Source organism: Pseudomonas sp. GW821-FHT02C04, from assembly GCF_059421845.1.
The window spans coordinates 449,639-462,597 of the sequence record NZ_JBWKVT010000005.1 but is presented as its reverse complement, the minus strand read 5'-3'; the positions used below and the strand labels follow the sequence as shown (position 1 = coordinate 462,597).

Below are 12,959 nucleotides of genomic sequence, written 5' to 3'. Positions count from 1 at the left end.
GGTGCAGCGAAGCAAACCGTAGGCGATGCCCCCGGATCGATCCCGGAGCGAAGGAACCCGAGCCACAGCGAGGGCCGAACGTCAGGGTAAAGCCTTTTGGGTTACCTTTTCGGCGTTTGGAAAAGGTGACCCGCCGTAAGGGCGGAACCCCAAGAAGCCGTTACCGCAGCAACGGATATTCACACCAAACAAACGGACAATAAAAAGGCGCCCGAAGGCGCCTTTTCACTTACCAGCCATCAAGCCATTTCTGCGGTGGTCTCGAAGTCAAACGTCAGCTCACCATCCTTGATGTCGATGTGAACCACACCGCCATGCTCGGCCAGTTCGCCAAACAGAATCTCCTCCGCCAGCGGACGCTTGATCTTGTCCTGGATCAGACGCGCCATCGGACGAGCGCCCATTGCCGAATCGTAACCACCGGCCGCCAGCCAACTACGCGCCGCGTCGGTAACCTCCAGAAGCACACGCTTGTCTTCCAGCTGCGCCTGAAGTTCGGTAAGGAACTTGTCCACCACGCTTTTGATGACCTCGTGACTGAGGCGACCAAACTGAATGATGGTATCCAGACGGTTGCGGAACTCCGGCGTGAAGCTCTTCTTGATCACTTCCATCGCATCGGACGAATGATCCTGATGGGTGAAACCGATCGAAGCACGCGCCGCTGTTTCAGCACCGGCGTTGGTGGTCATGATCACGATCACGTTGCGGAAGTCCGCCTTGCGCCCGTTGTTGTCGGTCAGCGTGCCGTGGTCCATCACCTGCAGCAGCAGGTTGAAGACTTCCGGATGCGCCTTCTCGATTTCGTCGAGCAGCAATACGCAGTGCGGCTGCTTGGTGATCGCTTCGGTCAACAGACCGCCCTGGTCGAAACCGACATAACCCGGAGGCGCACCGATCAAACGCGATACGGTATGACGCTCCATGTACTCGGACATGTCGAAGCGAACCAGTTCGATCCCCAATGCCTTGGCCAATTGGCGCGCAGCCTCGGTTTTACCGACACCGGTAGGTCCGGCGAACAGGAACGAACCGACCGGCTTATCCGGCGACTTGAGGCCTGCACGGGACAGTTTGATCGCAGTCGACAGTGAATCGATCGCCGCGTCCTGACCAAACACCGTCAGCTTCAGGTCGCGCTCGAGGTTACGCAGCAGTTCCTTGTCGGAACTGGTGACGTGCTTCGGCGGAATCCGCGCGATCTTCGCCACGATGTCCTCGACCTGCGGCACTTCGATGCGTTTCACACGTTTCTCGACCGGTTGCAGACGCTGATAGGCGCCCGCCTCGTCGATCACATCGATGGCCTTGTCCGGCATATGCCGGTCATTGATGTAGCGCGAAGCCAGTTCTGCAGCGGCGCGCAACGACTCATCGCTGTATTCGATGTTGTGGTGCTGCTCGAAGCGTCCTTTCAGACCGCGCAGGATACCGATGGTGTCTTCCACCGACGGCTCGACCACATCGACCTTCTGGAAGCGACGTGCCAGGGCACGGTCTTTCTCGAAGATGCCACGGAATTCCTGGAACGTGGTCGAGCCGATGCAGCGAATGTCGCCAGACGACAGCAGCGGCTTGAGCAGGTTCGAGGCATCCATGACGCCACCCGACGCGGCACCCGCACCGATAATGGTGTGGATCTCGTCGATGAACAGGATCGCCTGCGGACGTTTTTTCAGTTCGTTGAGCAACGCCTTGAAGCGCTTCTCGAAATCACCGCGATACTTGGTGCCTGCGAGCAAGGCGCCCAGATCAAGGGAGTAAACGACGCTGTTGGCCAGCAGGTCCGGCACCTGGTTGTCGACAATGCGCTTGGCCAGGCCTTCGGCAATCGCGGTTTTACCCACGCCCGCCTCGCCCACCAGCAGCGGATTGTTCTTGCGGCGGCGCGCGAGAATCTGCGCGACACGCTCGACTTCCGTTTCACGCCCGACCAGCGGATCGATCCGGCCCTGGCGTGCGAGTTCGTTGAGGTTGCTGGCATAAGCATCCAGCGGATTGCCTGAAGAAGAAGACTCACCGCCCTCGTCGTCCTGCATATCTTGTTCACCTTCAGAGTGATCGCCATGCCCCGGCACCTTGGAAATGCCATGGGCGATATAGTTGACGACATCAATGCGTGCAACGCTCTGCTGTTTCAGCAGGAACACCGCCTGACTCTCTTGCTCACTGAAGATTGCAACCAGCACGTTGGCGCCAGTCACTTCGCGTTTGCCCGAGCTCTGCACATGAAAGACAGCACGTTGCAGCACACGCTGGAAGCCCAGGGTTGGCTGGGTTTCGCGATCTTCGTCATGGACGGGGATCAGCGGCGTGGTGGAGTCGATGAACTCCTGCAGGTCGTGCTTGAGTTTGTCGAGGTTTGCGCCGCAGGCACGCAATACGGTGGCGGCAGCCTCATTGTCCAATAGGGCCAGCAGCAGGTGTTCGACGGTCATGAACTCATGACGCTTCGAACGTGCCTCCTTGAAGGCAAGATTGAGGGTGACTTCGAGCTCGCGGTTTAACATAGCTTCACCTCATACCCAAGTGGTCGGCGATTAACCGTCCTTCTCGATTTCACAGAGTAGCGGATGCTGGCTTTCCCTGGCGTACTGGTTGACCTGCATGGCCTTTGTCTCGGCGATGTCGCGGGTAAACACTCCACATACTGCCCGCCCTTCTGTATGGACGGCCAGCATGACCTTGGTCGCCAGCTCGCGATTCAGGTTAAAAAACACCTCGAGCACTTCGACGACGAAATCCATCGGTGTGTAGTCATCATTAAACAAAACCACCTTGTACATCGGCGGCGCCTGTAACGCAGGCTTTGCTTCCTGAACAGCAATACCCGCTGAATCGTCGTCGTGTAAATCAGGGCGATCCTGATTGAATGTTAGTCGAATCTGGCTGATTGCATGCATGGAAAGAAAGGTTCGTCAGTTGTGCAAATACAGTGGTGGGGGCGGCTTGACACGTTTTCAACTCCGACTGCCCGGTCACCTTGACTATCGGGAAAACGGTGTTACAACCAATAGAACCCACAGTGGGTAAAAAAGATCCGCGGAGTCAATCTTTTTAACGGATTCGACTGCGGATGAATTGGATGATACTCCAGCGATGGAGACTGTTGCAGAGGGATTTGAGCATGGCTGTCGGCAAGGTGAAATGGTTCAACAATGCCAAAGGGTTCGGCTTCATAAACACCGAGACCCACGAAGGGAAGGATGAAGACGGTCACCTGATCGATTTCTTTGCCCACTACTCCGCCATTGAAATGGACGGGTACAAAACCCTCAAGGCTGGGCAATTGGTTAAATTCACCATTGTGCAAGGCCCGAAAGGCCTGCACGCAGTCAACATTACTGCTGCCGCGATCGCGACAGATGCCGCCTCGGCCGCCGCCGCGCACCAAACAGTAACCAGCTGACGCGAAAAAACACCTGCCAGAAAAAACCGCCCGACTCGATCACTCGAGCCGGGCGGTTTCGTTGCAGCGGTCTTTCTTACATGTGTTTGATGATCGCCTCACCGAAGCCCGAAGAAGACACCAGCGTGGCGCCTTCCATCAGACGTTCGAAGTCGTAGGTCACGGTCTTGGCCTTGATCGCGCCATTGGTGCCCTTGATGATCAGGTCAGCCGCCTCGGTCCAGCCCAGGTGGCGCAACATCATCTCTGCCGACAGAATCACCGAACCCGGGTTGACCTGGTCCTTGCCGGCATATTTCGGCGCGGTACCGTGGGTCGCCTCGAACATGGCCACGGTGTCGGACAGGTTGGCACCCGGCGCGATACCGATACCGCCCACTTCCGCCGCCAGGGCGTCGGACAGGTAGTCACCGTTGAGGTTGAGGGTGGCGATCACATCGTATTCGGCCGGACGCAGCAGGATCTGCTGGAGCATGGCGTCGGCGATGGCATCCTTGACGATGACTTCACGGCCGGTTTTCGGGTTCTTGAATTTCATCCACGGGCCGCCATCGAGCAGCTCGGCGCCGAATTCTTCCTTCGCCACCTCGTAGCCCCAGTCCTTGAAGGCACCTTCGGTGAATTTCATGATGTTGCCCTTGTGCACGATGGTCAGCGACTTGCGGTCGTTGTCCACTACGTATTGCAGGGCCTTGCGCACCAGACGCTTGGTGCCTTCTTTCGAAACCGGCTTGATGCCGATGCCGCAATCCTGGTCGAAACGGATCTTGGTGACGCCCATTTCTTCTTTCAGGAACTTGATGACCTTGGTGGCTTCAGGAGAGCCGGCCTTCCATTCGATACCGGCATAGATGTCTTCGGAGTTCTCGCGAAAGATCACCATGTCGACGTCGCCTGGCTTTTTCACCGGGCTCGGTACGCCTTCAAACCACACCACAGGGCGCAGGCAGACATAGAGATCGAGCTGCTGACGCAGGGCAACGTTGAGCGAGCGAATGCCGCCACCGACCGGGGTGGTCAGCGGGCCTTTGATGGAAACGACGTAGTCCTTGACGGCGTCCAGGGTTTCCTGGGGCAGCCAGGTGTCCTGGTCATAGACTTGAGTTGCTTTTTCGCCAGCATAAACCTCCATCCAGGAAATCTTGCGCTTGCCCCCGTAGGCCTTGGCCACGGCAGCATCAACCACTTTGATCATCACAGGGCTGACGTCGACGCCAATGCCGTCACCTTCGATGAAGGGAATGATCGGGTTATCAGGGACATTGAGAGAATGGTCTGCGTTGACGGTGATTTTGTCGCCGACGGCTGGAACCTGAATCTTCTTGTAACCCATGCTGAACTCCATTGTTTGGATTGAACATCTGGCTTGGTTCGAGCGTAACCCAGTTGAATCAACACGCAAACCCTCTGTTCCGGGCGCGGCCATATCTCGTTTCGTACAAGCCTGAAAGCAAAGGGAAAAGCGCCAATCTCAAGCATTCACGGCGACTCTACGCCCCACCCCGGCCTGCGACCTTTAGACCAATGGACGAGAATCGTTGCATATGAACCATCGGCAGATTGCCAGCTACCTATGTATAATGCCGCCCGCTGACCAAAGGGTCACGACGGCTGGCCTCTCTAGCACGAGACTTTCCGCCTGATTGGTTGAACTGTTACCGCAGTCCGACTGCTTGACGCTCTACTGATGCACCCAACATCACCGCGAAGAATCTCGACATTCGGTTCATGGATGACTTTGAACGAACGCGCTTACCCGGCGCCCCTCGAGTTTCTGCGCACGCTTTAGCAAAGAAGAGAGAGTTAATCCGAATATGCCCACCCGCTCGAAGATCATCTATACCTTCACCGACGAAGCTCCAGCCCTCGCCACCTATTCCCTGCTGCCGATCATCGAGGCCTACACCGCCTCGGCCGATATCGCCGTGGAAACCCGCGATATCTCTCTTGCAGCACGTATTCTGGCCAGCTTCCCCGAGCAACTGGGCGACAAAGCCGTAGCCGACCACCTCGCCGAACTGGGCGACCTGGCCGTTACGCCTGAAGCCAACATCATCAAGCTGCCGAACATCAGCGCCTCGGCTCCGCAACTGCAAGCCGCGATCAAAGAGCTGCAAGCCCAGGGCTACAACCTGCCGGACTACCCGGAAACCGTGACCAGCGACGCCGACAAAGACACCAAGGCGCGTTACGACAAGGTCAAGGGCAGCGCCGTGAACCCGGTTCTGCGTGAAGGCAACTCCGACCGTCGCGCTCCGCTGTCGGTCAAGAACTACGCTCGCAAGCACCCGCACAAAATGGGCGCCTGGGCCAAAGACTCCAAGTCCCACGTCGCTCACATGAGCACCGGCGATTTCTACGGCAGCGAAAAAGCTGCCCTGATCGACGCCGCTGACGCCGTGAAGATCGAATTGATCGCCAAAGACGGCACCGCGACCGTCCTGAAAGAAAAAACCACCGTTCAGGCGGGCGAGATCCTCGACTGCTCCGTAATGAGCAAAAAGGCCCTGCGCGCGTTCATCGCCGCTGAAATCGACAGCGCCAAGCAACAAGGCGTGCTGCTGTCGGTTCACCTGAAAGCCACCATGATGAAGGTCTCCGACCCGATCATGTTCGGCCAGATCGTTGCCGAGTTCTACAAAGACGCCCTGACCAAGCACGCCGACGTGCTGGCCGAGATCGGCTTCAACCTGAACAACGGCATCGGCGACCTGTACGCCCGCATCAAAGCGCTGCCGGCCGAGCAACAAGCTCAGATCGAAGCTGACATTCAAGCGGTCTACGCCGTTCGTCCGTCGCTGGCGATGGTCAACTCCGACAAAGGCATCACCAACCTGCACGTGCCGAGCGACGTTATCGTCGACGCCTCGATGCCGGCCATGATCCGTGACTCCGGCAAGATGTGGGGCACCGACGGCCAGCTGCACGACACCAAGGCTGTGATCCCGGATCGTTGCTACGCCACCATCTACCAGGCCGTGATCGAAGATTGCAAAGCCAATGGCGCTTTCGATCCAACCACCATGGGCAGCGTGCCAAACGTTGGCCTGATGGCTAAAAAGGCTGAAGAGTACGGCTCCCACGACAAGACCTTCCAGATCAAGGCCGATGGCGTGGTTCGCGTGACCGACAGCAAAGGCACCCTGCTGATGGAACAGGCTGTTGAAGCCGGCGACATCTTCCGCATGTGCCAGACCAAAGACGCGCCGATCCAGGACTGGGTCAAACTGGCCGTCAACCGTGCTCGCGCAAGCGCAACCCCAGCCATTTTCTGGCTGGACCCGATGCGCGCCCACGATGGCGTGGTGATCGAGAAGGTTCAGGCTTACCTGAAGAATCACGACACCGCCGGTCTGGACATCCAGATCATGGCACCGGTCGACGCAATGAAGTACACCCTGCAGCGCACCCGCGACGGCAAGGACACCATTTCGGTGACCGGCAACGTACTGCGCGACTACCTGACCGACCTGTTCCCGATCATGGAACTGGGCACCAGCGCCAAGATGCTGTCGATCGTGCCGCTGATGAACGGCGGTGGCCTGTTCGAAACCGGCGCCGGCGGTTCGGCTCCGAAGCACGTGCAGCAACTGGTCGAAGAGAACTTCCTGCGCTGGGATTCGCTGGGTGAATTCCTGGCCCTGGCCGCTTCTCTCGAGCACCTGGGTGTGAACTACAACAACCCGAAAGCGCTGGTTCTGTCCAAGACCCTGGACCAGGCCACTGGCCAGTTCCTGGACAACAACAAGTCGCCATCGCGCAAAGTCGGCAACATCGACAACCGCGGCAGCCACTTCTACCTGGCAATGTACTGGGCACAAGCCCTGGCCGCCCAGACCGATGACGCTGCACTGCAAGCGCAGTTCGCGACCCTGGCCAAGACCCTGACCGAGAACGAGGCGACCATCGTTGCCGAACTCAACGCCGTTCAAGGCAAGCCAGTGGACATCGGCGGTTACTACCACGCCAATGCCGAGCTGATCAGCAAGGCCATGCGCCCAAGCGCAACCCTCAACGCGGCCATCGCTGCGCTGGTATAAGGTTGTAAAGGGAACATCACAAACCCCGGCCATGCGCCGGGGTTTGTGTTTCTGCCTTCCGCCCAGGAGATTCAATTCATGCAATGGCTCCCCCACATCACCGTCGCCACCATCGTCGAGGACAACGGTCGTTTTCTGATGGTCGAGGAACACAAGGCTGGCCGTAACGTGCTCAATCAGCCCGCCGGCCATCTGGACCCGGACGAAACCCTGATCGAAGCCGCCGTGCGCGAAACCCTCGAAGAAACCGGCTGGGACGTCGAACCCACCAGCGTGATCGGCATTTATCTGTACACCGCACCCAGCAACGGCGTGACTTACCAGCGCGTGTGCTTCAGCGCCAAAGCCGTGAAACACCACCCGGATTATCAGCTGGACGACGGTATCGTCGGCGCCAAGTGGCTGACCCGCGACGAATTATTGGCCCAGCGCGATCACTGGCGCAGCGAGCTGATTCTCCGCTGCATCGATGATTATCTGGCCGGCAATCGCTTCGGCCTCGAACTGATCCGCCCTTCCCTTTAGCCTTGAGGCCGTGAGCCTGATAGAATCGCGTCCTTTTTCAAGACACTCATTGAATCCCTATGCGTGATCCAGCCCCTTCTGACACATCCAAGAAGCGCGTCATTGTCGGCATGTCCGGCGGCGTGGACTCTTCCGTTTCCGCTCTCCTGCTGATCGAGCAGGGTTATGAGGTGGAAGGCCTGTTCATGAAGAACTGGGAAGAAGACGACGGAACGGAATACTGCACCGCCATGGACGACCTGGCGGATGCTCAGGCCGTGTGCGACAAGATCGGTATCAAGCTGCACACCGCCAACTTCGCCGCCGAGTACTGGGACAACGTGTTCGAGCATTTCCTGGCCGAATACAAGGCCGGACGCACGCCGAACCCGGACATCCTGTGCAACCGCGAGATCAAGTTCAAGGCGTTCCTCGACTACGCCATGATGCTCGGCGCCGACCTGATTGCCACCGGCCACTATGTGCGCCGCCGCGACATCGATGGCCGCACCGAACTGCTCAAGGGCCTGGACCCGAACAAGGATCAGAGCTACTTCCTGCACGCCGTCGGCGGCGAACAGATCGCCAAGACCCTGTTCCCGGTCGGCGAGCTGGAAAAACCGGAAGTCCGTGCAATCGCCGAGAAATACGAACTGGCGACCGCCAAGAAGAAGGATTCCACCGGGATCTGCTTCATCGGTGAGCGTCGTTTCAGCGACTTCCTCAAGCAATACCTGCCGGCGCAACCGGGCGAGATCAAGACCACCGAAGGCGAAGTCATCGGCCGTCACCATGGCTTGATGTACCACACCATCGGCCAGCGTCAGGGCTTGGGCATCGGCGGCTTGAAAGACGCCGGCGACGAACCGTGGTACGTGCTGCGCAAGGATCTGGACACCAACGAGTTGATCGTTGGCCAGGGCAACAACCATCCGTGGCTGTTCTCCAGCGCCCTGCTCGCTTCGGAAATCTATTGGGTCAACCCGATCGATTTGAGCCAGCCGCTGCGCCTGACCGCCAAGGTTCGTTATCGCCAGAGCGATCAGGCCTGCACGCTGGAAAAAACTGAATCCGGCTACCGCGCCGTGTTCGACGAGCCGCAACGCGCGGTCACGCCGGGCCAGTCGGTGGTGTTCTATGACGGAGAAATCTGCCTCGGTGGCGGCGTGATCGAAGTCGCCGAGCCGTGGAGCGGCCAGGCATGAGCCCGACTCAGGAGCAACTGACGGCTCTGGGCGGCGTGTTTCTCGCCGCCGTGCTGGTCGACCGGATCGCCAAGACCGGCCAGACCAACGAGGCCGGCCTGAGCTGCATGCTCGGCAGCCTGCTGGTCCGCGACCCGAAGGATACGCTGGACGTGTACGGCGGCGACGACATCAACCTGCGCGACGGTTACCGCGCACTGATCGGCGCCCTCGAACGCGACCCGAGCACCTTGCAGCGCGAGCCGTTGCGCTACGCTTTGTCGATGCTCGGCCTTGAGCGACAACTGGCCAAGCGCAACGACATGCTCGACGTGATCGGCAAGCGTCTGCCGCAGATCCAGTCGCAGGTCGAGCACTTCGGCCCGGCCCACGAAAACGTGATCGCCGCGTGCGGCGCGTTGTACCAGGACACCCTGAGCACGTTGCGCCAGCGCATCCAGGTGCACGGCGACATGCGCAACCTGCAGCAGCCGAGCAACGCCTCGAAGATTCGCGCCTTGTTGCTCGCTGGTATCCGTTCGGCACGTCTGTGGCGCCAGTTGGGCGGCCATCGCTGGCAGTTGGTGATCAGTCGTCGCAAGTTGCTCAAAGAGCTTTACCCGCTGATGCGCAGCAGCTGAACCGCGCCCGCAACACCGTTTTGAGTCAGTAACGCGTAATACGCCGGTCAGTTGGCGACGGACCGGCGGATTTTTTCATGTATGATACGCGCCCCATTTCGTTGCCCGACTGTCCGAGAACACCCCATGCAGCTCTCTTCGCTCACTGCGGTTTCCCCTGTTGACGGCCGCTACGCCGGCAAAACCCAGGCCCTGCGCCCAATTTTCAGCGAGTACGGCCTGATCCGTGCCCGCGTTCTGGTTGAAGTGCGCTGGCTCCAGCGCCTGGCCGCTCACGCCGGTATCCCGGAAGTGCCAGTCTTCTCCGCCGAAGCCAACGCCGTTCTGAATGAACTGGCCGAGAACTTCTCGCTGGAGCACGCCGAGCGCGTGAAAGAGATCGAGCGCACCACCAACCACGACGTAAAAGCGATCGAATACCTGCTCAAGGAGCAGGCGGCCAAGTTGCCGGAACTGGCCAAGGTCAGCGAATTCATCCACTTTGCCTGCACCAGCGAGGACATCAACAACCTGTCCCACGCCCTGATGCTGCGCGAAGGCCGTGATGATGTGATGCTGCCGCTGATGCGCCAGACCGCCGAAGCCATCCGCGAACTGGCGATCCGTTTCGCCGACGTGCCTATGCTGTCGCGCACCCACGGTCAGCCGGCTTCGCCGACCACGCTGGGTAAAGAGCTGGCGAACGTGGTTTACCGTCTTGAGCGCCAGATCGCTCAGGTCGCTGCCGTTCCGCTGCTGGGCAAGATCAACGGCGCTGTCGGCAACTACAACGCTCACCTGTCGGCCTACCCACAGATCGACTGGGAAGCCAACGCCCGCGCCTTCATCGAAGACGAACTGGGTCTGGGCTTCAACCCGTACACCACGCAAATCGAGCCGCACGACTACATCGCCGAGCTGTTCGACGCCATTGCGCGCTTCAACACCATTCTGATCGACTTCGACCGTGACATCTGGGGCTACATCTCCCTGGGTTACTTCAAGCAGCGCACCATCGCAGGCGAAATCGGTTCGTCGACCATGCCGCACAAGGTCAACCCGATCGACTTCGAAAACTCCGAAGGCAACCTGGGCATCGCCAACGCGCTGTTCCAGCACCTGGCGAGCAAACTGCCAATCTCCCGCTGGCAGCGCGACCTGACCGACTCCACCGTGCTGCGTAACCTCGGTGTCGGCTTCGCCCACAGCGTGATCGCGTACGAAGCGAGCCTCAAAGGCATCAGCAAGCTCGAGCTGAACGCTGACAAGATCGCTGCCGATCTGGACGCGTGCTGGGAAGTTCTGGCCGAGCCGATCCAGACCGTGATGCGCCGCTACAACATCGAAAACCCGTACGAGAAGCTGAAAGAACTGACACGCGGCAAGGGCATCAGCCCTGAAGCGCTGCAGACTTTCATCGATGGCCTGGACATGCCGGCCGCTGCGAAAGCCGAGCTCAAGCAACTGACCCCGGCCAACTACATCGGCAACGCTGTAGCGCAAGCCAAACGCATCTGATCGACTGCTTGACCCGTTTGAGACGCCCGGCCGCGCCGGGCGTTTTTATTCCCGTCTGAAAAATGCTTTTTTTCAATAGGTTACATATGAATCCCGATATTCCTCTTCAACTTCTGGGTGGTCTCACGGCGCGCGAGTTCATGCGCGATTACTGGCAGAAAAAACCACTGCTGATCCGTCAGGCGATTCCTGATTTCGAAAGCCCGATCGACGCCGACGAACTCGCCGGCCTGGCCCTGGAAGAAGAAGTCGAATCGCGCCTGGTGATCGAACATGGCGAGCGCCCTTGGGAACTGCGCCGCGGCCCGTTCGCCGAAGACGAATTCAGCAAACTGCCGGAGCGCGAGTGGACCCTGCTGGTGCAGGCCGTCGATCAGTTCGTGCCGGAAGTCAGCGAACTGCTGGAAAACTTCCGTTTCCTGCCGAGCTGGCGCGTCGACGACGTGATGATCAGCTTCGCCGCCCCGGGTGGCAGCGTCGGCCCGCACTTCGACAACTACGACGTATTCCTGCTGCAAGGCCACGGCAAGCGCAACTGGAAAATCGGCCAGATGTGCGACTCCGAAAGCCCATTGCTGCAACACGCAGACCTGCGCATCCTCGCCGAATTCCACGAGACCGAAGAGTGGGTCCTGGAACCGGGCGACATGCTCTACCTGCCGCCGCGCCTGGCTCACTGCGGCGTTGCCGTTGATGACTGCATGACCTACTCGGTCGGCTTCCGCGCACCGAGCGCCGCTGAAGTGCTGACCCACTTCACCGACTTCCTCAGCCAGTTCCTGACTGACGAAGAGCGCTACACCGACGCCGATGCGAAGCCGGTCAGCGATCCACACCAGATCCAGCACGATGCACTCGGCCGCCTGAAAGCGTTGCTCGCCGAGCACATGAGCGACGAACGCCTGCTGCTGACCTGGTTCGGCCAGTACATGACCGAGCCGCGCTATCCAGAGCTGGTGGTGGGCCCTGAAGAAGTCGAAGAAGAAGACTTCCTCAGTGCGCTCGAAGACGGCGCCATCCTGATCCGCAACCCGAGCGCGCGCCTGGCATGGTCGGAAGTCGATGACGATCTGCTGCTGTTCGCCAGCGGCCAGAGCCGTTACCTGCCGGGCAAGTTGCGCGAACTGCTGAAGCTGATCTGCTCCGCTGACGCCCTGCACACCGACAACCTCGGTGACTGGCTGAGCGACGAAGACGGTCGCGGCCTGCTGTGCGAACTGGTCAAGCAAGGGAGCCTGGGGTTCGCCGACGATGAATAAGATTCGCGTACGTGTTGCAGACTGGCAAAAGGACAACGCCGAGATCCGCCGCATTCGCGAAACGGTGTTCATTGCCGAACAATCGGTTCCGCCCGAGCTTGAGTGGGACGCCGATGACGCCACGGCGGTGCATTTCCTGGCTTTCGAAGGCGACTTTCCGATCGGCACCGCCCGCCTGCTGCCCGACGGGCACATCGGTCGGGTTTCGGTGCTCAAGGACTGGCGCGGGCTGAAGGTCGGTGATGCGCTGATGCAAGCGGTCATCGCCGAAGCCGAAGCTCGTGGACTGAAGCAACAGATGCTTAGCGCGCAGGTGCAGGCCACGGCGTTCTACGAGCGTCTGGGTTTCAACCTGGTCAGTGAGGAGTTCCTGGAAGCCGGGATTCCGCATGTCGACATGGTTCGTCATTCGGCATAACGCTTGA

At 59.5% G+C, this 12,959-nt stretch carries 11 protein-coding genes; 8 read left to right on the top strand and 3 right to left on the bottom strand.

Annotated features, from left to right (window positions below; translation table 11 throughout):
- Nucleotides 1–239: 239 nt before the first annotated feature.
- Both clpA and clpS read right to left on the bottom strand, forming a co-directional pair.
- Nucleotides 240–2,510, bottom strand: a complete 2,271-nt coding sequence (gene clpA, locus AC07VV_RS20745) for an ATP-dependent Clp protease ATP-binding subunit ClpA (protein WP_085732141.1) — start codon at nucleotides 2,508–2,510, stop codon at nucleotides 240–242.
- A 30-nt stretch (nucleotides 2,511–2,540) separates the two neighbouring features.
- Nucleotides 2,541–2,903 (bottom strand): ATP-dependent Clp protease adapter ClpS, encoded by a 363-nt coding sequence (gene clpS, locus AC07VV_RS20740; protein WP_015094394.1) that lies wholly within the window; start codon nucleotides 2,901–2,903, stop codon nucleotides 2,541–2,543.
- Between the two features lie 224 nt (nucleotides 2,904–3,127).
- Here clpS and AC07VV_RS20735 point away from each other — a divergent pair, with 224 nt between their 5' ends.
- Entirely contained in the window at nucleotides 3,128–3,409 is a 282-nt protein-coding gene (locus tag AC07VV_RS20735) for a cold shock domain-containing protein (RefSeq protein WP_495037331.1), read from the top strand.
- A gap of 76 nt (nucleotides 3,410–3,485) precedes the next feature.
- On the opposite strand, the gene icd is transcribed toward AC07VV_RS20735, so the two are convergent.
- Nucleotides 3,486–4,742, bottom strand: coding sequence for an NADP-dependent isocitrate dehydrogenase (gene icd, locus AC07VV_RS20730; protein ID WP_003223831.1), 1,257 nt, complete (start codon nucleotides 4,740–4,742; stop codon nucleotides 3,486–3,488).
- 481 nt (nucleotides 4,743–5,223) lie between these two features.
- On the opposite strand from icd, the gene AC07VV_RS20725 reads away from it, so the two are divergent.
- The 7 genes from AC07VV_RS20725 to AC07VV_RS20695 all read left to right on the top strand — a co-directional run bounded on the left by AC07VV_RS20725 (nucleotide 5,224) and on the right by AC07VV_RS20695 (nucleotide 12,952).
- On the top strand, nucleotides 5,224–7,449 hold the full coding sequence (locus AC07VV_RS20725) for an NADP-dependent isocitrate dehydrogenase (protein WP_495037330.1): 2,226 nt from the start codon (nucleotides 5,224–5,226) through the stop codon (nucleotides 7,447–7,449).
- A 78-nt stretch (nucleotides 7,450–7,527) separates the two neighbouring features.
- A complete protein-coding gene (locus tag AC07VV_RS20720) occupies nucleotides 7,528–7,974 on the top strand; it encodes an NUDIX hydrolase (RefSeq protein WP_495037329.1) in 447 nt (148 codons plus the stop codon).
- A 59-nt stretch (nucleotides 7,975–8,033) separates the two neighbouring features.
- Nucleotides 8,034–9,158 carry a tRNA 2-thiouridine(34) synthase MnmA gene (gene mnmA, locus AC07VV_RS20715; protein ID WP_495037328.1) on the top strand — a complete coding sequence of 375 codons (1,125 nt, stop codon included), beginning with the start codon at nucleotides 8,034–8,036 and terminating at the stop codon, nucleotides 9,156–9,158.
- Complete coding sequence (hflD, locus tag AC07VV_RS20710; protein WP_096822257.1) at nucleotides 9,155–9,778, top strand: high frequency lysogenization protein HflD; 624 nt, start codon at nucleotides 9,155–9,157, stop codon at nucleotides 9,776–9,778. Before mnmA ends, hflD begins: the two co-directional genes overlap by 4 nt.
- A 126-nt stretch (nucleotides 9,779–9,904) precedes the next feature.
- The gene (gene purB, locus AC07VV_RS20705) at nucleotides 9,905–11,275 is read left to right on the top strand and encodes an adenylosuccinate lyase (RefSeq protein WP_495037327.1); all 1,371 of its coding nucleotides are present in this window, start codon (nucleotides 9,905–9,907) and stop codon (nucleotides 11,273–11,275) included.
- An 86-nt stretch (nucleotides 11,276–11,361) separates the two neighbouring features.
- A complete protein-coding gene (locus tag AC07VV_RS20700; protein WP_096822258.1) occupies nucleotides 11,362–12,534 on the top strand; it encodes a ribosomal protein uL16 3-hydroxylase in 1,173 nt (390 codons plus the stop codon).
- Complete coding sequence (locus AC07VV_RS20695; protein WP_085712389.1) at nucleotides 12,527–12,952, top strand: GNAT family N-acetyltransferase; 426 nt, start codon at nucleotides 12,527–12,529, stop codon at nucleotides 12,950–12,952. The genes AC07VV_RS20700 and AC07VV_RS20695 overlap by 8 nt, the downstream gene beginning before the upstream one ends.
- Nucleotides 12,953–12,959: the final 7 nt, after the last annotated feature.

What these genes read in the sequence shown, in the direction of transcription:
- clpA (WP_085732141.1), bottom strand. Translation starts at nt 2,510, where the DNA reads ATGTTAAACCGCGAGCTCGAAGTCACCCTCAATCTTGCCTTCAAGGAG.
- clpS (WP_015094394.1), bottom strand. Translation starts at nt 2,903, where the DNA reads ATGCATGCAATCAGCCAGATTCGACTAACATTCAATCAGGATCGCCCT.
- AC07VV_RS20735 (WP_495037331.1), top strand. Translation starts at nt 3,128, where the DNA reads ATGGCTGTCGGCAAGGTGAAATGGTTCAACAATGCCAAAGGGTTCGGC.
- icd (WP_003223831.1), bottom strand. Translation starts at nt 4,742, where the DNA reads ATGGGTTACAAGAAGATTCAGGTTCCAGCCGTCGGCGACAAAATCACC.
- AC07VV_RS20725 (WP_495037330.1), top strand. Translation starts at nt 5,224, where the DNA reads ATGCCCACCCGCTCGAAGATCATCTATACCTTCACCGACGAAGCTCCA.
- AC07VV_RS20720 (WP_495037329.1), top strand. Translation starts at nt 7,528, where the DNA reads ATGCAATGGCTCCCCCACATCACCGTCGCCACCATCGTCGAGGACAAC.
- mnmA (WP_495037328.1), top strand. Translation starts at nt 8,034, where the DNA reads ATGCGTGATCCAGCCCCTTCTGACACATCCAAGAAGCGCGTCATTGTC.
- hflD (WP_096822257.1), top strand. Translation starts at nt 9,155, where the DNA reads ATGAGCCCGACTCAGGAGCAACTGACGGCTCTGGGCGGCGTGTTTCTC.
- purB (WP_495037327.1), top strand. Translation starts at nt 9,905, where the DNA reads ATGCAGCTCTCTTCGCTCACTGCGGTTTCCCCTGTTGACGGCCGCTAC.
- AC07VV_RS20700 (WP_096822258.1), top strand. Translation starts at nt 11,362, where the DNA reads ATGAATCCCGATATTCCTCTTCAACTTCTGGGTGGTCTCACGGCGCGC.
- AC07VV_RS20695 (WP_085712389.1), top strand. Translation starts at nt 12,527, where the DNA reads ATGAATAAGATTCGCGTACGTGTTGCAGACTGGCAAAAGGACAACGCC.